General features: G+C 39.4%; 12 protein-coding genes, 1 tRNA gene and 2 pseudogenes. 7 read left to right on the top strand and 8 right to left on the bottom strand.

What is annotated here, in order from left to right; translation table 11 throughout:
* Nucleotides 1–6 precede the first annotated feature (6 nt).
* The 4 genes and pseudogenes from I2I04_RS18350 to I2I04_RS18335 all read left to right on the top strand — a co-directional run bounded on the left by I2I04_RS18350 (nucleotide 7) and on the right by I2I04_RS18335 (nucleotide 6641).
* A complete protein-coding gene (locus I2I04_RS18350; protein WP_195655597.1) occupies nucleotides 7–1002 on the top strand; it encodes a family 43 glycosylhydrolase in 996 nt (331 codons plus the stop codon).
* A 16-nt stretch (nucleotides 1003–1018) separates the two neighbouring features.
* Complete coding sequence (locus I2I04_RS18345; RefSeq protein ID WP_195655596.1) at nucleotides 1019–2797, top strand: DUF5010 domain-containing protein; 1779 nt, start codon at nucleotides 1019–1021, stop codon at nucleotides 2795–2797.
* A gap of 214 nt (nucleotides 2798–3011) precedes the next feature.
* Nucleotides 3012–5351: a hybrid sensor histidine kinase/response regulator gene (locus I2I04_RS18340; protein WP_195655595.1), complete on the top strand. Its 2340-nt coding sequence runs from the start codon at nucleotides 3012–3014 to the stop codon at nucleotides 5349–5351.
* Nucleotides 5326–6641: pseudogene (locus tag I2I04_RS18335) on the top strand (sigma-54-dependent transcriptional regulator). Before I2I04_RS18340 ends, I2I04_RS18335 begins: the two are co-directional and overlap by 26 nt.
* Nucleotides 6642–7085: 444 nt before the next feature.
* Here I2I04_RS18335 and I2I04_RS18325 read toward each other — a convergent pair.
* From I2I04_RS18325 to sppA, 6 genes and pseudogenes are all read right to left on the bottom strand, one after another.
* A pseudogene (locus tag I2I04_RS18325) lies at nucleotides 7086–7979 on the bottom strand (site-specific integrase); the annotation flags it as partial.
* A 455-nt stretch (nucleotides 7980–8434) separates the two neighbouring features.
* A tRNA-Phe gene (locus I2I04_RS18320) sits at nucleotides 8435–8507 on the bottom strand.
* Between the two features lie 161 nt (nucleotides 8508–8668).
* Nucleotides 8669–9706 carry a thiamine-phosphate kinase gene (thiL, locus tag I2I04_RS18315; protein WP_143260512.1) on the bottom strand — a complete coding sequence of 346 codons (1038 nt, stop codon included), beginning with the start codon at nucleotides 9704–9706 and terminating at the stop codon, nucleotides 8669–8671.
* 16 nt (nucleotides 9707–9722) lie between these two features.
* Entirely contained in the window at nucleotides 9723–10532 is an 810-nt protein-coding gene (locus I2I04_RS18310) for a purine-nucleoside phosphorylase (protein WP_195655593.1), read from the bottom strand.
* Nucleotides 10489–11619: a tetraacyldisaccharide 4'-kinase gene (gene lpxK / locus I2I04_RS18305; protein ID WP_195655592.1), complete on the bottom strand. Its 1131-nt coding sequence runs from the start codon at nucleotides 11617–11619 to the stop codon at nucleotides 10489–10491. The genes I2I04_RS18310 and lpxK overlap by 44 nt, the downstream gene beginning before the upstream one ends.
* Nucleotides 11620–11629: 10 nt before the next feature.
* On the bottom strand, nucleotides 11630–13408 hold the full coding sequence (gene sppA / locus I2I04_RS18300) for a signal peptide peptidase SppA (RefSeq protein ID WP_195655591.1): 1779 nt from the start codon (nucleotides 13406–13408) through the stop codon (nucleotides 11630–11632).
* Nucleotides 13409–13639: 231 nt separating this feature from the next.
* Between sppA and I2I04_RS18295 the strand changes: the two genes are divergently transcribed.
* Both I2I04_RS18295 and I2I04_RS18290 read left to right on the top strand, forming a co-directional pair.
* Nucleotides 13640–13984 (top strand): hypothetical protein, encoded by a 345-nt coding sequence (locus tag I2I04_RS18295; protein WP_223225947.1) that lies wholly within the window; start codon nucleotides 13640–13642, stop codon nucleotides 13982–13984.
* Between the two features lie 57 nt (nucleotides 13985–14041).
* On the top strand, nucleotides 14042–16237 hold the full coding sequence (locus tag I2I04_RS18290; RefSeq protein ID WP_195655590.1) for a GH92 family glycosyl hydrolase: 2196 nt from the start codon (nucleotides 14042–14044) through the stop codon (nucleotides 16235–16237).
* A 149-nt stretch (nucleotides 16238–16386) separates the two neighbouring features.
* Here I2I04_RS18290 and I2I04_RS18285 read toward each other — a convergent pair whose 3' ends face one another.
* Nucleotides 16387–17430, bottom strand: coding sequence for a FecR family protein (locus tag I2I04_RS18285; protein WP_195655589.1), 1044 nt, complete (start codon nucleotides 17428–17430; stop codon nucleotides 16387–16389).
* Between the two features lie 53 nt (nucleotides 17431–17483).
* The gene (locus tag I2I04_RS18280) at nucleotides 17484–18071 is read right to left on the bottom strand and encodes an RNA polymerase sigma-70 factor (RefSeq protein ID WP_195655588.1); all 588 of its coding nucleotides are present in this window, start codon (nucleotides 18069–18071) and stop codon (nucleotides 17484–17486) included.
* 326 nt (nucleotides 18072–18397) lie between these two features.
* On the opposite strand from I2I04_RS18280, the gene I2I04_RS18275 reads away from it, so the two are divergent.
* A complete protein-coding gene (locus I2I04_RS18275) occupies nucleotides 18398–21814 on the top strand; it encodes a SusC/RagA family TonB-linked outer membrane protein (RefSeq protein WP_195655587.1) in 3417 nt (1138 codons plus the stop codon).
* Nucleotides 21815–21820: the final 6 nt, after the last annotated feature.

The raw sequence follows: 21820 nt of genomic DNA, 5'->3' as shown, positions 1-21820 counted from the left end.
AAGGCTATGAGAAGGTTTTTATATCCATTGCTTATGGTTTGTCTGGTTGGAGGACTATCATCTTGTAAGTTTGGAAAAAAAGTAGACTTGATAATGAATGATACGATAGTTGCCAGTATTGATTCGATGGCCTCCAACCCGTTTATCACTCATATGTATACGGCCGATCCCTCTGCGCATGTCTGGGAAGACGGACGGTTGTATGTATATGCTTCGCATGATATTGATCCACCACACGGATGCGACCTGATGGATCGTTATCATGTGTTTTCTACCGATGATATGGTGCACTGGACAGATCATGGAGAAATCTTGAATTCATCGCAAGTCTCTTGGGGACGCAAGGAAGGCGGATTTATGTGGGCACCGGATTGTGCTTATAAGGATGGGATTTATTATTTTTATTTCCCACATCCTAGCGATACCGATTGGGACAAGAGCTGGAAAATCGGTGTGGCAACCAGCAGGAAGCCTGCTTCGGACTTTACCGTGCAGGGCTATATTGAAGGGATGGATCCGCTCATTGACCCTTGTGTGTTTGTAGACGATGACGGGCAGGCCTACATCTATAACGGTGGCGGCGGAAAATGTAAGGGAGGTAAACTAAAAGATAATATGATGGAACTGGATGGTCTGATGAAAGATATGGAGGGACTGGAGGATTTTCATGAAGCGACTTGGATACATAAAAGGAATGGCATCTATTATCTTTCTTATTCTGACAATCATGATGAAAACTGGAACGATGGTGTGAAAGGGGACAATCGTATGCGTTATGCAATAGGTGACTCTCCACTTGGTCCCTGGAAGTCGCAGGGTATTTATATGGAGCCAACAGACAGTTATACTAATCATGGTTCAATAGTAGAATACAAGGGGCAGTGGTTTGCATTCTACCACAATAGTGTATTGTCAAATCATGACTGGCTGCGTTCGATTTGTGTTGATAAGCTATACTATAATGAAGACGGAACCATTCAAATGGTGGAACAAACTAAGTAAATAAGGAGATAATACTATGAAAAGCATTTCAAAATGGATTATGTTTTTAGGAGCAGTCCTGTTAATCGGTTGTTCGGACGAGAATGAATCGGAATTTATTCCTGTCAATCCTCCCATGGAGGAACTTGAACCGGAGACTGAACCGGAGCCAACTCCGAAGAAGGATTTTTATATTGGTTCTTTGGTTGGCTTTGAAGGAGATTTAAGAAAAGGGACTAAAAACTTTGAAAACGGAGTGACTACTTATTATAATAGATCTCTATTTGAAAAAGTTACCACTACAGAAGACGAATGGTGGGATAATTTGGTAGAAGAGATTGCGTACAGTGGCATGGACTATGTTGCAATGAATTGTCGTGGAACTCAGGCCGATTTGGCTAAGCATAAAATAGATCATGGCAGACCAGACTTGTTACCGGATATGATTGCTGCGATGGAGCGTCGGGGCGTAGCGGATAAATTTAAAATAGCTATATTTGATGACTGTCCTGCATCTTGGAGTGCTGCCCGTAACGAGGCATTAGGGTATGGGTATTCTTCCAAACCCAAGAAAAATGGGGTAAGAGTATCCGAATCTTATTTCCCTTTAATAGATATTGATTTGTCGACTACGGAAGGTAAAGAAAGGTTCGAAAAAGAAGTGTTTTATTATATATGGGACAGGAATTTGCGGTTAGCTATGTCGAATATTCCCGATAAGTATCTTTTTAAATACAATGACAGACCATTGATTTACCTTTGGGGATGCAATGGCTTTTTGATAGATGATTTAATTAATGAAAAATTAGCTGATGGTTCGTTGACGTGTACGGCAGGAAAAAGTAAATCTGGTGAAGTCGATGCTTATCACGGAAAATTGACTTATATATTGCAACGGATTTCTGAGTCATGTGAAAGTGAGTTTGGACTGAAGCCCTTTCTCATTATAGATCAGTCCTGGTGTGACAGAGATCTGACAATTGCCTTTTCAGAATATGTGGATGGTATAAACAATTGGTTTGGTGTGCCTAAAACGGGGCAGAGTCCGGATAAACAGGCTGAAGCCATGACAAAGACTTATCAGGTACGTGAGCATAAGGGACTTAAAGTGGGAACAGGTATTCCCGGTTTCTTGGTGGATGACAAGAATTATGATAAAATAAAGGAGGAAGGAGACAATTACGAAGGGTATATGTTTTTGGATGCAGATCATGGAAAACAACTAAAAAAGGCATTGAACTATTTTAGACAGGAAAAAGCCCAACTGATATTCCTAGAAGGTTTTACGGATGTGGCAGAGAATGCGGCTTATTGGAGAAGTTCGGATAAAGTGTATTATGACTATCCTAACCAGCGATTGAACATTCTGAGACAATATAGTAACGAACCGTATCCTGCTGTTCAGAAGTTGGAGGCTGAAGCCTGCGATTTTTGTTATAACTCTGCTGTTCCGGGAGATACAGGTAATGCTCCAGGTAAAGATGTAGTGGGCAAGTGTTCAGATATCAATAATGGTGGTGGATGGTATGTAAAAAGTCTAGGAGGTCAAGTAAATAGTCTCAAATGGAAGGAACTTCCTTTCCGTAGTGGTAAATCTACACTGCGGATTCGTTATACTGCCAGTAGAACGGCAGAAGTACTATTCAAAATAAATGGTATAATTTGTGGTATGGTGAAAACATTACCGGCAACATATAATTGGGAAACGATCGAAATTACAACTTTTGAACAAAAGACGGAAGCTTTATGGGATATAATATTTACAGTTTTATCAGGTACAATTGATATTAACTATATTGAAATTATAGCCTTATGATTTGGTTATAAATCTTGTTGTAAAATATGTAATTGCGATTTTTTTGGTAGCAAAAAATTATGGTTGAGAGTTGGAGACCAATATAGAAGTGTATACAGAATATTGCTTTATGGATATTAAAATATTGGGTACTGGGACAAGAATTAATTAGATAGAATTAGGAAAATTTCTGTCGTAAGGAATGAGGAATCTTTTTATTTTGATGTTGTAGCTAATGGAAAGAAAAAATATAAATATTCTGAATCTCAAAATATTGTTCGGGCATTTTATTTTGTTGGCAGTAATTTGCAGTGTGATATCAATTATATTGTATGAAAAGCAGCAGTTATACGAAATAGAAGTAGATTCAGAGAGTATTCATAACATTCAGTACAACATCAATACGGTTCATCGTCATTTTACAGAGCTTACGACTTTAGGGGAATCTGTTATCGGTTGGAAAGATACAGATTATCAGACATACCGCGAAAGGAGGTTATGTACAGATAGTTTGTTGCAAAAGTTACAGTTGCTCTGCTTGGAATTTATTCATTCGGAGCAAATTGATACATTGAGAAAATTGCTTATAAGTAAAGAGCAGCATTTATTTCATATTATGCAAGTTGTCAATAAGAAGGAAGAGGTGGATAGTTTACTTGTATACCGTTTGCATGTTGCTACCAAGCAAATGGTCTATCCTCGTATAATAACGCATAAAAAAAAGGGAATTGCTGGATTTTTTTCAAAAAAGGATTTTATAAAAGTTACAGATCCTGTAGTATCGTTTCGTGCTTTAAATGAGCAATTGATTGAAATGCAGGAACAGCGAAGGAATGAGTTGGAAAGTTATATAGATACATTAAGATTAAAGAATAGAATACTTAATAGCAAACTGATGGCTCTGATCTCCAATATGGATAATTTGACTCAAATAGCTTTCCAGCAAAGAGAACAAAGAATAGGGAATATGCGGCAGAGTTCTTTTCGATTAATGTCTTATATGATGGTAATTGCTACCATATTGTTATTTGTTTCCTACTTAATTATTCAGCGTGACCTTTTACACAGAGAAAAATCACGTCGAGAGTTGGAAGACAGTATTAGACATAATAGTGCCCTTTTGGAAATGCGTAAGAAAATTATTTTGACAATTTCCCATGATATACGTGGTCCCTTAGGGAGCATAAATGGTAGTGCTGAATTGGCTATGGATATACGTGAGAAGAAAAAAAGAAACCGTCATCTGATTAATATACAGACATCCTGTCGGCATATTTTACATCTTGTAAATAATCTGCTAGACATTTATAGGATGAACGAATCTAAAGAGACTAGAAACGATTTCCCATTTAGACTGGATCGTTTTATAGAGCGAATTATTGCTGGGTATTTGCACAAGTGCAATGATAAAGGACTTTTGTTCTTAACAAAATTATCTGGTATGGAAATCACAGTGACAGGAGATGCTGATCGTATTGAACAGATTCTTGATAATCTTTTAATGAATGCCATTAAATTTACTGAAGTTGGGGAAATTGGTTTAACAGCAGATTATAAAAACGGAAGGTTAATAATGGAAGTACATGATACGGGCATTGGGATGAGTGAGGAAACACTGTCTCGTATATTCAATCCATTTGAGCGTGCTGCTCAAAAAATAAATTCGGAAGGTTTCGGACTAGGATTGTCAATAACGAAAGGGCTTGTTGAACTGCTTGAAGGTGAAATCTCGGTTACGAGTTCCCTCGGTAAGGGAAGTGTGTTTAGCGTCATTCTGCCACTTGTTGAAACGGAGGATAAAGAAGAGGAAGAGAATAAAACTGTTATAGGTAAGCTACGGCTACCACGTCAGGTCCTTGTTGTTGATGATGATTCTGTTCAGCTTGAAGTAATCAAAGAGATGCTGGAACGTAATGGGGTTTATTGTCAAGCGTGTAAAAATGTAAAAGAGGTGATTTTGGCATTAAGGGAACGGAATTTTGATCTGATACTAACGGATCTTCAAATGCCTGACACTGACGGTTTCGGTTTATTGAAGTTACTACGTAATTCTAAAATTGGGAATTCTCAGGTAGTACCTGTAATAGCAATGACTGCTCGTGGAGATAAAGATGTATCCAACTTCATGGAAGCTGGTTTCTTTGACTGTATTTACAAACCGTTCTCCACTCAGGAACTTTTGTCCTTTATCTCTTTGACTGTTCGACAGGAAGATGAAGAAAACAATAATGTCTCTTTTAAAGCATTGACATCTGAAACGAATGATGAGGGAAAGATACTGGAACTTTTTATTGAGGAATCGGAAAGAAGTATAATGGACTTACGGATGGCTTTACATAAGGCAGATTGGAAAAAACTTCGTGAAACTGTACACCGTATGCTTCCATTATGGGAGATGTTAAATGTAACTGAGGTTTTGCAAGTGTGTTATCGGATGCTGTGTGATGAGAAGATTGACAAAAAAGTAATTTGTTTTGAAACAGAAAAGATCGTTGCTTATGCATATGAATTGATAGCAAATGCCAAAAATAAAATAATTAAATTGAAAGATGAAACCAAGGATATTGATAGTTGAAGATAATGTAGCTTTGTCGCTGTTGCAGAAAAAATGGTTGGAAAGATATGGGTATGATGTGCTAACAGCTATGAATGAACCGATTGCCCGTAAGTTGATACGGAATCAGACATTTGATCTAATCTTTTCGGATGTGCGTCTTCCTGAAGGTAATGGTATTAGCTTGCTGAAATGGCTCAATAAATTTAAAATACGTATTCCTTTTGTTATAATGACAGATTATGCGTCTTTTTCGGATGCCGTATATGCTGTCAAACTAGGTGCTAAAGATTATTTGCCAAAACCTGTTCATAAAGAAAGATTGCATGAGCTTGTTTGTGAGTTATTGAAACCATTGTTGATTATGAGTGAAGAGAAAAGAATAATTCGGAGAACTAGTCTCAAAGCAAAAGAAGTGGAACGCTTTGCCCTGCTGACTGCTCCATCAGATATATCAGTGATGATATTCGGTGCTAATGGTACAGGAAAGGAGTCTGTAGCTCAATGTATTCATTTGAATAGTGAGAGACATGACCAGCCTTTTATTGCAGTTAATTGTGGAGGAATTCCTAGGGATCTTGCTTCATCTTATTTTTTCGGACACGTTAAAGGGGCATTCACTGGTGCTGAGAGTGATAGAAAGGGGTATTTTGAACTGGCAAATGGGGGCACACTTTTTTTAGATGAAATAGGTAATATGCCTTTTGATTTGCAAACCATGCTGTTAAGAGTATTACAGGAGCGTACATATTCTCCTGTTGGTAGTCACAAGGAATTGTTTGCTGATGTTCGTATTCTTTCTGCTACTAATGAAGATTTGAAACAAGCTATTTCTAATGGGTTGTTTCGTGAAGATCTTTATCATCGTCTTTGTGAGTTTGAACTATATATGCCTACTTTATCGGAATGTCCTGAGGATATTCTAGCTTTTGCTGATTTTTTTCGAGAGCAATTTTCTAAAAGGTATAGAAGAGAAATAACAGGATTCACTGTTGGAGCTAAAGACATGTTGTTAGGTTATTCATGGTCTGGAAATATCCGAGAATTGAGAAATCGGATAAAACGTGCTGTGATAGTAGCACGATATGGACTGCTATCTGAAGAAGATTTAGGATTTAATGAAGAAATAATAACGAATTTCAGTAAAAAAGTCAGACTGCTATTCTAAAACTCAAGGATGAGAAAAGAGAATTAGATCTAGTAAAGCTTGCTCTTGAAAAATCGGGAGGTAATATCACACAAGCAGCTATATTGCTTGGTATTAGCCGTCAAGCTTTGTATGCAAGATTGAGGAAATGTAATATAAAGTAACTTTTTATATTTCAGGTAAATCATCTGGTATGTATTGTTGGGAGTAGTAAAGAAATGTATATTTCATGAAATGAGCTTCTTTGTCAGTTGTTATGGGGGATACGATTATAATAAAGGAGAAGTTTTCAAAGCGGTTTTTATTAATATGAAACTTTAAGGTTTGTGATATGCTTTGATTTATAAAATAAGTATTACGATACAGATTTAATACTAGAAATAAAACATGTATAGGCTTTGCCACTTAAAGAAGTAATAAGAGTTGGTAGAATGTTATTACTTTGAGAAATATAAAGAGCAGATAGGAATAAAACATTAACTTCTATGAGTTGGTGAATTCGTAGGCATACAAAGTATGTGATATTAAATATTGCTACAATTCGGAACAATAGCCTGCTTTATTGGCCTGGGTTCTACGTATTATTTGAGAGGAGAATATAAGTATATGGAGATATGATTATATTTACGCCGATGCATCAGTTTGATTCTTCCTTTTCTGATCCACCAGTCTCCATTATTATCTTGCATCAGATCTTCTTTTTTGAGCGTGGACACATCGGCAAATGCCAGACCAGTGAAGCAGGCGAAAATGAAAATATCCCGTACCAGTGCTAGTCGGGGTATAGTGAATTCCTTATTCATAACGGTCTGTAATTCGTCATATGTGAGGAATACAGGAGTTGTTTCATCCTGTTCCATTTTGTATCCATAAAACGCATCTTTCTTCATCCAACCTTTTGCCAGTGCCATATTTGTGATTTTCTTGAAACATTTCATATATCGTACAATAGTGTTGCGGCATAAACCGACTTCTGTTTTTAAATGAAGGTCAAAGGCTTTTATGAATTCCGGAGTGAGTTCATGGAAAGTAATATCTTTTTTGTCATAAAATGTAGGAATGGAATTTTCGAGTTTTTTCAGTACATTTTTGTAACGGTTGATGGTCACTGGTGCATAGTCAATATTCACAACTTTCTCCATCTCCTTGATTTCTTGTCGTATTGCTTCAAGCAGGGTACGCATTTCCGTATCCTTACCGAATACACGTTTTAATATTAAGGAGGGAGTGGATATTGCCTGTTCCAGTATAAGTTCCTTATACTTTTCCAATGCTCGCGTGGCTAATTCAGATAAATAACTGTTGAGTTCATTGGAAGCCCGGTCTTTTCCTTTACTACATCCTTTGGCTGCGTTCCACAGTTTGAGAGGAACGCTTCTTTGGATTCGTGTTTCTTCGTATTGACCGTTAATTGTGATCCTCATTAGAATAGGTGCTTCACCATTTTTTAATAATTTCGTTTTGAGAACGAAAAACAGAATCTTCATTGTTCCTTGTTTCATAACCTTTTTTCTTTAAGTTGGTAAATACAATTAGTTATTCTGTCAACTTGAAAGATGAGTTGGAAGTCGGTAAAAAAGTTAAAATCGGTGTTTTTTTTGTAGACATGGTCTGAAAAACCACCGTTTTTTTAGTTTTAAGATTCTCTTTGTTTTCCTTCATCTTATATTTGTCAGTAAAGGAAGAATCTTTTTTGCTTTTCTTTTTCCGCTATTTCCATTACATTCAAGCAGGTATGCAAAAGTATGTTTTTGCTCCTAAAAATGTTTGTCGCAAATTGTTGTAAATGAGTGAAATATCGTGCAATCGGTGGTTTTTAAAAGGGACTCTGAAAAAGCCACCGAATGGGACATTTCCAGATACTCGAATCGGCTGGAATTTGCGTATTGGAGTATAAAAGAAAACCCATTGAAATGACTGAATTTCAATGGGTTCTGAGAAATTACCGAATCGATAGTGGTGCCACCAGGAATCGAACCGGGGACACAAGGATTTTCAGTCCTTTGCTCTACCAACTGAGCTATGGCACCTTGTAGTTGTTTGGTCCGGTAATATCTCTTTTGCGGTTGCAAAGGTAGTGAAACTTTTGGATTCTGCAAGCCTTCTGGAAATAAAAAACACTGATAAAAAGCTAGTTGGCTTATTATCAGTGTTGTATATAATGAAAAATATTTCAAGTATATAATGAAATCTATTGTTTATCTTCCTTTAATGGATTCCAACCCTGTGCTTTTAGTTCGAATTCCTGGCCGTCGCGGGTAATTAATGCACAGCCAAGTTCAGGTTTGGTGATATGCCCGATGAGGCGCACTCCTTCCATTTGTGATACTTTCTCATGATCGGCGATAGAAACGGTAAAGAGTAGTTCATAATCTTCTCCGCCATTCAAGGCGCAAGTCGTCAGATTCATGTTAAACTCTTCAGCCATAACAGCCGTCTGATAATCGATCGGAATATGTTCTTCGTACACACGGCAACCAGCATTGCTTTGTCTGCAGATATGCATCAATTCTGATGATAGACCGTCAGAAATATCCATCATAGAGGTTGGGACAATATTGGCGGCAGCTAGTTTCTCAATGATATCCTTACGTGCTTCCGGTTTTAACTGGCGTTCTAACAAGTATTCTTTGCCGGTGAAATCCGGTTGAATGTCTTTATCTCCTTTTAGTACGACTTTCTCGCGCTCCAATAGTTGTAAACCCATATAGGATGCTCCCAGATCACCGCTGACGCAGATCAAGTCAGTTTCTTTTGCTCCATTGCGGTAAACCACTTTATCCTTGTCAGCATCGCCGATACAAGTGATGCTGATAGCAAGCCCTGTAAGGGAGGAAGTAGTATCACCTCCCACAATGTCGACATTATATTGTTGGCAGGCTAGGCGGATACCGGAATAAAGCTCGTCCATATCTTCTACGCTGAAACGCTTGGAAAGGCCAAGAGATACCGTAATCTGCCGGGGAGTGCCGTTCATGGCATAAATATCGGAGAAATTAACTACTGCTGATTTATATCCCAAATGTTTCAAAGGAACATAAGTCAAGTCAAAATGTACGCCTTCCATAAGCAGGTCGGTTGTTACCAATACTTGCTTTTCTGAAGGATAGGAGAGAACGGCGGCATCGTCGCCTACTCCATATTTACTGGATTCATTTTCTAGTTTGATTCCCTCGGTGAGGCGGTCAATCAGACCAAACTCACCGAGAGATGCTATTTCAGTTCTCATAAATCGGGGTGATTGTTTAGGCACGGTTGATAAGTTCGCGCATGATTGTTGTCATTTTCGGTTGGGCGGCATCGGCTGCTTTCTGAACTTCTTCGTGCGTTACTTCTACGATTTTTCCTTCTACTCCCAAGTCGGTAATGACGGAAATGCCAAATACTTTGATGCCACAATGATTGGCTACAATTACTTCCGGAACGGTAGACATACCAACAGCGTCGGCGCCAAGGATATGGAATAGTTTATATTCGGCAGGAGTTTCGAAGGTAGGACCTTGTGTGCCGATGTATATTCCGTGTTGTACTTTAATTCCTTTTTCTTTGGCAATCTCATCGGCTTTACGGATCAGTTCCTTGCTGTATGCTTCGCTCATGTCCGGGAAACGAGGACCATAGGGGATATTTTTTCCACGAAGCGGATGTTCGGGGAAATAGTTGATATGGTCAGTGATAATCATCAAATCGCCGATTTCGAAGTCTGCATTTGTTCCGCCACTGGCGTTGGACACAAACAAGGTTTTGATTCCTAATTCGTGCATTACACGTACAGGGAAAGTCACTTCTTTCATCGAATAACCCTCGTAATAGTGGAAACGTCCTTGCATAGCCATGATATCCTTATTGCCTAGTTTGCCGAAAATCAGCTTACCGCTATGACCTTCGACGGTAGATACCGGGAAGTTCGGGATATCCGAATACTTTATTTCATACTTCTCGGTGATTTCGTTTGCCAAACTGCCAAGTCCGGTGCCAAGAATAATGGCTGTTTCCGGGCTGGTATGCATCTTACCTTTCAGATAAGCTGCGGTTTCTTGTATTTTCTCTAACATAGTCAATAATATGTTGGTTAAATTTATCTTGTTGATTCTGTAATATTTCTATTTCAATAGGCAAGGCATAGATAAATGGTTTCAATTCCTTGTCCAAAGCCGGATGGTTAATCAGGCGTGTTGCATCTTTTTCGGTGGTAATAATCAACCGATGTTCTCCTTTCAGCCTATGAAACCGTTCTTTGATAAGCTGTATATCCCGATGGCTGAAATTATGATGATCGTCAAACGATAGCAAATCTATTTGTTTGGTGCAATCTTTCAGTCTTTCAAGAATGGGAGCCGGTGAGGCAATTCCGGTCATCAATAATATATCTGTATTTGTCAGCGAGGACAAATCAATTTCATTGTTTGCCGAAGTGGCATCTGTGTCCGGAACCATCATAGGAAATACCGGTTGCAGGTTGCCATACCGGAACGATGAGAAAAATAACTGTTGATATGGATAAAGGTTCAGTCGTTTCGTGATAATATTATAATCAATAGGTTTGATGTCCTGTGGACATTTGGTGACAATAACGATTTGTGCCCGGTTTTTGCCGTTAATTGGTTCACGAAGTCGTCCTGCGGGGAGCAAGGTGTCGTCACAGAACAGCCGGTGATAATCCGTTAACAGAATACTCAATCCCGGTTTGACATATCGGTGCTGGAAAGCATCATCCAACAGGATAACATCTATCGAAGGCTTTTGCAATGCAAGTAGCTTTTCTATGCCATGACAACGCTTTTCGTCGACGGCTACTGTGACAGACGGGAATTTCTGATGCATCTGGTAGGGTTCGTCACCAATGCTTCTTGCCGTACTTTCCGGAGTCGCCAGCACATAACCTTTCGTATGCCGTTTGTACCCCCGACTTAATACAGCTACATTATATTGATTACAGAGAAACTTTATCAGATATTCAGTGTGCGGAGTTTTCCCTGTTCCTCCAACAGAGAGATTACCTACGCTGATGATAGGTATATCAAAATTCTTTGATTGGAGCACTTCCCAGTCAAAGAGTTTATTTCTCATCATTACCGCTGCTCCGTAGAGCCAGGAGGCAGGGTAGAGCCACTTATGTATCTTTATAAAGTGTTCGTCCATGTATGACAGTTTATTTAATATTCAGTTCGAACGGAATACGCGCCTGAATCATGGATTGTTCTTGCAGATTCTTTAGTAAACCGAATTGTTGGTAGAACTCACCTAACTTACTTTTCAGCAATTGTGATTCTACATAATTCGTAGGTTTCGTATCAAGCAGGGAAGAAAAGAAATCTTGTTTTGCAGGATAAGAAACAACGGTGTAGCCCTCGATACCGGCTTTTGCCACGGCAATATCCAGAGCCTTGTCAATGCCGCCTAACTCGTCTACCAATCCTAACTTTTTAGCAGTTTCCCCGGTCCATACACGGCCTTCGGCAATCTTTTCGATCGCTTCCTTTGTCATGTGACGTCCTTCGGCACAACGGCTAACAAAGGTGTCGTATCCTTCGGTAATCATCATTTGAAGCAATGATTTTTCATCCTCGTTGAACGGGCGCATGATATTCCCGAAATCAGCATATTTATTCGTCTTAACTACATCATAATTTAAACCGATTTTATCAGTCAACCCTTTTACATTAGGAATGATACCGAAGATTCCGATAGAACCGGTCAGGGTAGTAGGCTCTGCAACAATCGTGTCGGCAACGCAAGAGATATAGTAACCTCCTGACGCGGCATAATCACCCATAGAGACAATGACCGGCTTCTTTGTTTTCAACTCTTTCACTGCATGCCAGATTTGTTCTGAAGCAAAAGCACTTCCTCCCGGAGAATTGACACGGAGTACAACAGCTTTTACATCATTGTCATCTTTCAATTTGCGCAGGTCACGAATGACTTTTGAACCAACAATCCCGTCCTCGGAAGTTGCGGAACCCGGATAGTCTGTAATTTCACCGGATGCGTAATAAACGGCCACGATATTGCCGCTCTTGTCTTTTGGCACATTCTTCTTTACGTTCATCATGTCGCTTAATCCTACTATCGGGAGATTGTCATCCTCATCTATCTTTACCAGTTTTTTAAGATAATTGCGCACATCATTGCGATAAATCAAGGTATCAGCCAATCCGCATTTTACACTCTCTTCTGACGGATAGAACATTAACATGCGATCGGCATAAACATTCAGAGAATCTATTGGAATATTGCGGGAGGCAGAAACCCCCTCCGTCACCTGTCCCCAGATGGAAGTGATAAATGCTGTCACTTGTTCGCGATTGGCAGGGCTCATCTCTGTTGCAATAAACGGCTCCACGGCAGATTTGTAAGTTCCCACCTTGAATACCTGCATCTCAACTCCTATTTTTTGTAGCAGGTCTTTGTAGAACAGGGGAGCGGAAGCGATACCTCTCCATTCAATCATTCCTTTGGGATTGAGCAGCACCTTATCGGCTGCGCTGGAAAGATAATAAAGCCCTTGTGTATAGGAGTCGGCATAAGCAATGACGAACTTTCCACTCTCTTTGAAGTCGAGCAGTGCGTTACGGATTTCTTGTAAGGAAGCATAGGAGGTACCTAATGAACTTGCTTGCAAATAAATTCCTTTGATGTTTTCGTTTTCTTTAGCCTTCCGGATGGAAGAGAGAATATCGTCCAGCCCGTACGTGTTAGATTCGTCACCAAACAACTGTGATAAAATACCTAGCGGATCTTCTTGCGTACGTTCAACTAACGTTCCGTTTAAGTCGAGCATCATTACGGAATTCTTTTTTACGATTGTTTCCGTGTCCGAAGCGGACATGATGCCAAACAGCGTTACCATGCTGATTATAAATAATACAATACTTGACAAAATGATACCTGTCACCGTGGCAAGTGTAAATTTCAAGAAATCTTTCATTATATACTTATTGTTTTTGCGTCAGCTTGTTATTAAGCTAACAAAGATAAATAATTGAGTTGATATTTATTCAATAAGTCGTACGAATTTTTGTTTTATCATAGCGAATCCACATAAATAGGAGCTTCTTTTCTGTAAGATTTAAGTATATTTGTCTGTATCTAATCCTTTTAAATGAGAAGAATTCTCTAATTTTGTGGCACAACTATTAATACATAGAATAATCATATTATGAGAAAACTCACCTCTGTTCTTTTACTGCTCTTGTTCGTATGGACGGTACAGGCGCAAACGGCTCGTGAAGAGATCAACGTAAACCGATATTTATCCGCTAATAATTATTATGCATATCCTACCCCTACTGCCAAGCAGACAGCTGCTCCTAAAGGGTACGAGCCTTTTTATATAAGCACCTATATGCGTCATGGTTCACGATATTTGATTGATCCGAATGATTATCGTTTTCCAAAACAGACCTTATTGAAAGCTGACTCTCTGAACAAACTTACCGCAACCGGTAAAAACAGATGTAGCTCCTTATTATCATTGGAAAGATGTAGAAAGCTATTATCGTGAAAAATTAAATAAATATCAGCATATGTAATGCGACATTAACTTAACAATCTAATTATAATGAGAAGAAAAAACCTTTTTATGGCCGCAGTTTTAGCAGGCTTGTTTTTTTATTCTTCCTGTACTCCGACTGAAAAGGCGGAAACAAAGGATTATACTCAATACGTTAATACCTTTATTGGGGCTGCTGATAATGGTCATACATTTCCCGGCGCATGCTATCCTTTCGGTATGATACAAACCAGTCCTGTGACGGGAGCGGTCGGTTGGCGCTATTGTTCTGAATATGTTTATGAGGATTCCCTGATTTGGGGATTTACTCAAACACATCTGAATGGAACGGGGTGTATGGATTTAGGTGATATTTTGGTGATGCCGGTCACAGGTACACGTGTACGTGCGTGGGATGCCTATCGCAGTCATTTCTCTAAAGATAAAGAAGCGGCTACTCCGGGATATTACACAGCAGAGCTTTCTGATCCACTAGTAAAAGCGGAACTGACTGCCTCCATCCATGCTGCCCTTCACCGCTATACTTATCACAAGGCTGATTCTGCCTCTATATTGATTGACTTGCAACATGGTCCTGCATGGAGAGAAGAGCAATATCACTCACAAGTCAACAGTTGTGAAGTAAACTGGGAAGATGCTCAAACACTGACAGGACATGTCAATAACACAGTATGGGTCAATCAGGATTATTTCTTTGTGATGAAATTCAACCATCCGATAGTCGATTCACTTTATCTTCCGATGGGCGAAACAGAAAAAGGAAAACGCATCATTGCCTCTTTTGACATGCAACCGGGGGACGAGTTGATGATGAAAGTGGCTCTTTCCACCACCAGCATAGATGGGGCTAAAAAAAATCTGGAGGCAGAAATTCCTGCCTGGGATTTTGAAGGAGTAAGAACTGCCGCCCACAATGAATGGAATAACTATTTGAGCCGTATTGAAATAGAGGGTACCGATGATGAAAAAACGAATTTTTACACTTGTTTCTATCATGCGTTGATTCAACCCAATCAGATATCAGATGTGGATGGTATGTATCGCAATGCCGCCGACTCTATTGTAAAAGCCGGAACAGGTACTTTCTATTCTACATTCTCTTTGTGGGATACTTACCGTGCAGCTCATCCGTTTTATACATTGGTGATTCCCGAACGTGTGGACGGTTTTGTGAATTCTCTCATCGAACAGGGCGAAGTGCAAGGTTTCCTACCTATATGGGGATTGTGGGGTAAAGAGAATTTCTGTATGATTGGTAATCACGGCGTATCAGTTATAGCCGAGGCTTATCGCAAAGGCTTCCGTGGCTTTGACGCTGAACGTGCTTTCAATATAATAAAGAAGACGCAGACCGTATCTCATCCGTTGAAGTCTGATTGGGAAGTTTATACAAAATATGGTTATTTCCCGACAGACCTGATAAAAGCAGAATCTGTATCTTCTACTTTAGAATCGGTATATGATGATTATGCTGCTGCCGATATGGCACGACGTATGGGCAAAGAGGAAGATGCCGCTTATTTTGCGAAACGTGCTGACTATTATAAGAATCTATTCGATCCGGAGACGAAGTTCATGCGCCCGCGTAAGGCGGACGGAACTTGGAAAGCTCCGTTTAATCCAAGTGCGTTGGCGCATTCAGAGAGTATTGGTGGAGATTATACGGAAGGAAACGCATGGCAATATACTTGGCATGTACAGCATGATGTACCGGGATTAATCCAGTTGTTTGGCGGTGAAAAGCCTTTCCTGAATAAATTAGACTCATTGTTTACAGTTGAGCTAGAAGGCGAGAGTTTATCAGATGTTACCGGATTGATCGGACAGTATGCTCACGGCAATGAACCAAGTCATCATGTTACTTATTTGTATGCATTGGCTGGTCGTCCGGAACGTACACAGGAATTAGTTCGTGAAATATTTGATACTCAATATAAGAACAAACCCGACGGACTTTGCGGAAATGATGATTGCGGACAGATGTCTGCCTGGTATATGCTTAGTGCGATGGGATTCTATCCAGTAGATCCGGTGAGTGCGGAATATGTATTCGGTGCTCCACAGTTGCCGAAGATGACTTTGTACTTGGCTGATGGCAAGACTTTCACAATTGTTGCAGAGAATTTATCGAAAGAACATAAATATGTAGATAGTATTACATTGAATGGTGAACCATATACGAAGAAAACAATCTCGCATGAAGATATTGTAAAAGGTGGTACACTGGTGTATAAGATGAAGTAATTCTCAAACATCCTCACCGTAATGAGAAAAAATACTCATTGCGGTGAGAACTTTTTCTCATTACTATGAGAATTAATTCTCATAGTAATGAGAATCATTCCTTGTCAGAGCATACGGAAACGGCGTTTTTACACAGACTGAAACTCCCTCTATTGTATAGTCCTGCTCACCTCTATACGCTGCTTTTCAAATTTCTCATTATTAGTGTGGCGGTTGCTAACCTCTTTACAGCGAATAGGTGCACTCATTTCAAGCAAGCGCAAAATCTCATTTAAAGATTCACCTTCAAAAGTCGCTTTATAGGAATACTTCCCTAATTCGGCGTCTTTCAGAATAAATTCCACGTTATAAGTCTGTCCCAAACGCTTGAATACATATTCCAGCGGGTCATCTCTAAAAATGAGTATTCCATCTTTCCATGAGCACCATTTATAAGTATTGGTCTTATTGACGTTATATAAAGAAGTGGCTAGATTATAGTCAATTTTCTCTCCCGGTGAAAGGGAAATCGTCTTTTTCTGGTCAAGAGTAACTGCAACCTTTCCTTTTACTAGCGTCACTGCTGCTACATGATCCGGAGCGTATGCGTTCACATTGAATGCAGTGCCGGTAGCTTCTACAGTCAGTTGTTTCGTTTTTACGATGAAGGGATGCTCTTTATCGGATTCCACTTCAAAATAGGCTTCCCCCTGCATCGAAACAACTCTTTGTTTATCATTGAATTGAGTCGGATACTTTAAAGAACTTCCGGCATTTAGCCAAACCTTAGAACCGTCAGGCAGATTAACTACCGACCAAGTCCCGTAAGGAGTGAATAACTCCTGATAAGTTTCTGCAATTTGAGAGGCGGGTTTAAAATAAAGATAAGCAGATAATATCAGTAAAGGAAGAAGTAAGATAGCTGCCACTTGCTGCCAATAGTGCAGGAAGGACAACTTAGGACGAACGGACACCGGTTGGTTTTGATGGAGAATCTGTTCCATTACTTTTCTGTGCGCACTGTCCACATCTATCTCTTCCGGATTAAAGGCCGGGTGACTGATCTCCCATATGTTTTTTTGTGCCAAAAAGCTTTTATAGTTTGCGGGAGTAGCCGATATCCAATCTTCCAGTACCTTAATGTCCTCTGGTGTAGCCTCTTTTGAGAGATATCTGGAGATTACAATTTCTATGTCTGAATCTTTATTTATCATATGCATTTTACCTTATATATAATAGACGTTTCAGAAAAAAAATCCCACATTCATTAGTGCCAAAGAAAGAAAAAAAGTAGCAAATAAAAATCTTTTAATAAGATGCGAAGCTGCTTCAATGCTTTACTGATACGCACTTCTACCGTTCTGACAGAGATATTCAAGCGATTGGCTATTTCCTGATATTTGATATTTTCTAATCGGCTCATCTCGAACACTTCTCTTTCTTGAGGAGGCAATTGTTCCAACGCATTTTTAAGGTGTCGGCATAAATCAGAATACAGTATGTAGTTTTCTGTCGTATCTGTATGTATAGAACTCGATTTAAGTTCGTAAGCAATGTGTTCATCTATAATTCTGCGATGGCGCAATTCGTCCAGACAGTAATTCCTGACCGCTTTCAGTAAATATGACTTTAGTGAGTTCTCAATTTCCAATGACTTCCGGTCATTCCATAGTTTGAGAAAGATATTTTGCACAATATCTTCACAAGTAGATTTTTCTGGAATGTAAGTACCACCAAACAATACCAAGTCTTTATAATAAGCATGGAATAGACGGGTAAAAGCCTGTTTATCATCCTGTTTCAGTGCTATTACCAGAATACGGTCGTCGGAAGTCTGTTGTTTGATATTCGGCATAGTATTGTAGTAAAGGTTCTATTGTTGGGGGTAAAAATAGAAAGATTATTTGGGATAAACGATAGTTTGAAGAAAAAATAGTGCAGATGAAAAAATAATGTGATATCCAATGTGGCTTTTATTTTTAGAAACGTCTTATTGATAGAAACGAGAGAAAAACACATTTATTAACCTTTAAATAATACAAGCCATGAGAAAGACATAATCAGTGAATTCAGCTTCCGACAACTGATAAAAAAGGAAGGTCTGACTCACCTTCCTTTCCAAAGATTCAGTTATTCGTTAATCAACTTATTTGTAGAACCAATAACCAAACATGTAAAGGTATGAAACTTATTTCAATTAGAAAAATGAAAAAGAGAATTAATGTACCTGCAAATGTAAAAATAGGAAGAATATGTGCGATATGGTTGTTTTGTATAGCTTTGCAAGCTATCAGTATACCTATCCTGGCACAATCTGCCAAAATTACATTGCGACTGAAAAATGTGACTGTAGAGGAGGTCCTGACTAGTATCGAAAATCAGACAGAATATCGTTTCTTATACAACAAAGATATTGTTGATGTAAGTCGTATAGTAAGCATTACTGTGAAAAATGAATTGATGACTCTGGTACTGGATAAACTTTTTAAAGGAGAAGGAGTATCTTATACGATTGAAAAACGTCAGATTGTATTAAACAGAGTCTCATCTCAATCACAGGATAACAAACAGCCGGTCAAGGTGACAGGCAAAGTAGTGGACGAATCCGGCGAGGTTCTTCCGGGAGTGACTGTTATAATAGAAGGGGCTACTCAAGGAACTATTACCGGTATAGATGGCAATTACCAGTTGCAAGTTCCGGAAGGCTCGACACTGAAATTTACTTCAATAGGTTACACTACATATACGCAGAAAATTACCCGGCCAATGACGTTGAATGTGACGATGAAAGAGGATTCAAAACAGTTGGATGAAGTTGTTGTGGTAGGGTATGGAACGACCACCCGTAAGAATCTGACAACTTCCATTGCAACGGTAAAAACGGAAAAAATATCGCGAGCCGCAACAAGTAATATGTCACAGATGTTGCTTGGGCGGGCTGCCGGACTGGAAGCTACGTTGACGAGCCCGCAACCGGGTGGAGCAGTTGACCTTTCAATTCGTGGGGCAGGTACTCCTATCTTTATAGTGGATGGAGTAATGATGCCTTCCACTTCTTTAGAAGTTGGAAACGGAAATCAGGTTATGCCCAACTCTATCAATCGTTCGGGATTGGCCGGACTTAATCCTGCAGATATTGAATCTATCGAAGTATTAAAGGATGCGTCTGCCTCCATTTATGGAATTGGCGCAGCCAATGGTGTCGTATTGATCACCACAAAGAAAGGTACTGAGACTCGTCCCCAAATCACTTATGAAGGAAATTATTCTATCGTGAAAAACTATTCGTATCTGGAACCTTTGAGTGGGGAAGAATATATGAATGTTGCCAACATTTTCAATAAAGAAAACTATTTATTTACGAACGGTATGTATCCTTACGGTGATAAACCTTTTGATAATAAATGGGTGCCTCAATTCTCACCTCAACAGATAGCTGCCGCTCAAACAACAGACTGGCTGGATTGTGTATTAAAGGATGGTAGCATCAATAATCATAATATCACAATCACGGGTGGTTCTAAACTGCTGAAATATTATCTGTCCGGAAATTATTACAAACAGGAAGGTACGGTAGAAAACTCCGCTATGGAACGTTACGCTCTTCGGACAAACATATCTTCACAATTGCTTCCATTTCTTAAGTTGACAGCAATTGTCAATGTAAATGAGAATGAATATACAAACTCAACTTCCGGTGGCGGGGGTGGTGGAAATGGGTATGATGCCATACAATCGGCTCTGACTTATCCTTCTTATTTACCGATCAGAGGTGAGGACGGAAAACCTACCTTATATTCAAATTACCCTAACCCGGCCGAAATGATAAAAGTTAGTGACCGGACTAAAACAAGCGGTTATTATCTAAACTTTGCTGCCGATGTGGATATAATCAAGGATATGTTGTCTTTCCGCTTGATGTATGGTATTAATAAGGAGAATGCCAATCGTAACTTGTATATTCCTTCTGATATTTATTTTATGGATATGTATAAATCAAGAGGGCATTTGGGATATGTTGAACGTAGAAATCAGACCATGGAAGGCACATTGACTTTCAAAAAGCAGTTTGGAGACTTGTTACGTGTCGATGCCGTAGTCGGTATGGGAAGATATACGAACGATTCAAATGGTCTTGAACTTGACTACGAACAGATTAACGATCACATTGCTGCTGATAAGGTGGAAGCTGCGGAAGGCGCTTTCTACCCGACTTCTTTCAGAGCTGCCGATGAACGTCGTTCTCAATTTGCCAGGGCAAGTGTGGATGTGCTCGACAGATATGTGGTTGCCGCTACTATTCGCCGCGATGGAACGGATAAGTTTTTCCCGGGAAAGAAATATGCCTATTTCCCTTCAGTATCATTAGCCTGGAAATTATCTAACGAGCCGTTTATGAAGCATATATCATGGATTGACCAGTTGAAGATTCGGGGCAGTTATGGACAGACAGGTAATGATAATCTGGGTAGTTCGCTTTATGGCACTTTCAGTCTGGCAGCCCAATATATCAAGTTCTCTAACAATTCAGTGACTTATGTACCCTATTTGCTGAGCGGTCCTGATTACCCGAATGTTACCTGGGAAAAGACTACCATGAAAAATATAGGCGTAGATTTTTCAGTTTTAAAAGATAGAATCTGGGGAAGTTTTGATATGTTCCGCAATGATGTAACCAACTTGCTGGGATATGACTCTGCCTCTCCGCTTAGTATGACATCTTCCGTCCCGATGAATTATGGGCATTATGTACGTTACGGATGGGATGCGACTATTAACTCACTTAACTTTGAAATCCCCCGTGTGTTTAAGTGGACCTCACAATTGACCTTATCACATCATAATGCCGTTTGGAAAGAACGGATGCCCAACTATTATTATGAAGAATATCGAATCCGTAAGAACGAACCGGTGAATGCTTATTACTACTATGAAACGGAAGGCGTTATTAATATAGATAAAAGCAATATGCCCGAATCGCAGAAATCTTTGCCGGCAGACGCGCAACAGCCCGGTTATCCGATTATTAAGGATGCAAATGGGGATAATAAAATAACGATTGATGATGTAAAGATGCGAAATACACTTCCAAAAATTCACATAGGCTTTGGAAATACATTTGTATACAAAGATTTTGATCTGGATGTATTTATGTATGGACAATTCGGACGTACACGCTATAACTATGCATATCGTTGGGCGCTTGTCGGAGATGTGTATTACACGAGTCCCAAGAATTCAAACAAATATGTATATACTATCTGGAATTCTCAAACCAATCAGAATGGAAACCGGCGTGGTATCGCTTCAACAAAAGCTGTCGCTTTACCTGGTAACGTAGGCTTTGAGGAAGATTATCAGAATGCTTCGTTTGTACGTGTCAGGAATATCACTTTAGGATATAACCTTTCAGGAAAGAAGCTGGGAAAAGTGGGTGATTATGTGAGTTCTATCAGAGTTTTTATCGACTGTCAGAATCCGTTTACTTTTACCAAGTTTGTAGGTGTCGATCCTGAAATAAAGACGGGTGGTGACGGCTCCAAAGCGGAGTATCCGATGACGAGAACATACTCCTTCGGAGCAAAAATATGTTTCTAAGAAAAC

Origin of the sequence: Bacteroides sp. 1001136B_160425_E2, assembly GCF_015559655.1 — a bacterium.
Classification (GTDB): domain Bacteria; phylum Bacteroidota; class Bacteroidia; order Bacteroidales; family Bacteroidaceae; genus Bacteroides; species Bacteroides luhongzhouii.
This window is presented reverse-complemented; position numbering and strand designations above follow the sequence as displayed.

Bases quoted from the DNA above. Each gene is read 5' to 3' on its own strand.
- I2I04_RS18350 (WP_195655597.1), top strand. From the start codon at position 7: ATGAGAAGGTTTTTATATCCATTGCTTATGGTTTGTCTGGTTGGAGGA.
- I2I04_RS18345 (WP_195655596.1), top strand. From the start codon at position 1,019: ATGAAAAGCATTTCAAAATGGATTATGTTTTTAGGAGCAGTCCTGTTA.
- I2I04_RS18340 (WP_195655595.1), top strand. From the start codon at position 3,012: ATGGAAAGAAAAAATATAAATATTCTGAATCTCAAAATATTGTTCGGG.
- thiL (WP_143260512.1), bottom strand. From the start codon at position 9,706: ATGAGAACTGAAATAGCATCTCTCGGTGAGTTTGGTCTGATTGACCGC.
- I2I04_RS18310 (WP_195655593.1), bottom strand. From the start codon at position 10,532: ATGTTAGAGAAAATACAAGAAACCGCAGCTTATCTGAAAGGTAAGATG.
- lpxK (WP_195655592.1), bottom strand. From the start codon at position 11,619: ATGGACGAACACTTTATAAAGATACATAAGTGGCTCTACCCTGCCTCC.
- sppA (WP_195655591.1), bottom strand. From the start codon at position 13,408: ATGAAAGATTTCTTGAAATTTACACTTGCCACGGTGACAGGTATCATT.
- I2I04_RS18295 (WP_223225947.1), top strand. From the start codon at position 13,640: ATGAGAAAACTCACCTCTGTTCTTTTACTGCTCTTGTTCGTATGGACG.
- I2I04_RS18290 (WP_195655590.1), top strand. From the start codon at position 14,042: ATGAGAAGAAAAAACCTTTTTATGGCCGCAGTTTTAGCAGGCTTGTTT.
- I2I04_RS18285 (WP_195655589.1), bottom strand. From the start codon at position 17,430: ATGATAAATAAAGATTCAGACATAGAAATTGTAATCTCCAGATATCTC.
- I2I04_RS18280 (WP_195655588.1), bottom strand. From the start codon at position 18,071: ATGCCGAATATCAAACAACAGACTTCCGACGACCGTATTCTGGTAATA.
- I2I04_RS18275 (WP_195655587.1), top strand. From the start codon at position 18,398: ATGAAACTTATTTCAATTAGAAAAATGAAAAAGAGAATTAATGTACCT.